A 238-nucleotide genomic window follows, 5' to 3' on the forward strand; every position below is an offset into this window, starting at 1 on the left:
CTTGTTAAATTGTTTATATCTGAAATAGTTCATACAGAAGACTCCTTTTTGTTAAAATTATACTATAAATTCAACTTTGCAACAGAACCATATCTTTTATCTGTGAAATACGATTTATTTACTGCAATTAACACGTGAAAATGAGGATTATAATCATCTCTTTTTTTATTATATGTAATCTCTAACTTACGAACATAACCCTTAATAATTGATTTAACTTTTTTACGTTCAACCATTT

The 238-nt window shown here is 24.8% G+C and carries 1 pseudogene; it reads right to left on the reverse strand.

Annotated features, from left to right (window positions below):
- Positions 1-89: 89 nt before the first annotated feature.
- Positions 90-238, reverse strand: a pseudogene (locus LQ611_RS14055) (protein rep); the annotation flags it as partial.

This window comes from Mammaliicoccus sp. L-M44, assembly GCF_022386355.1.
GTDB classification, from domain to species: domain Bacteria; phylum Bacillota; class Bacilli; order Staphylococcales; family Staphylococcaceae; genus Mammaliicoccus; species Mammaliicoccus sciuri_A.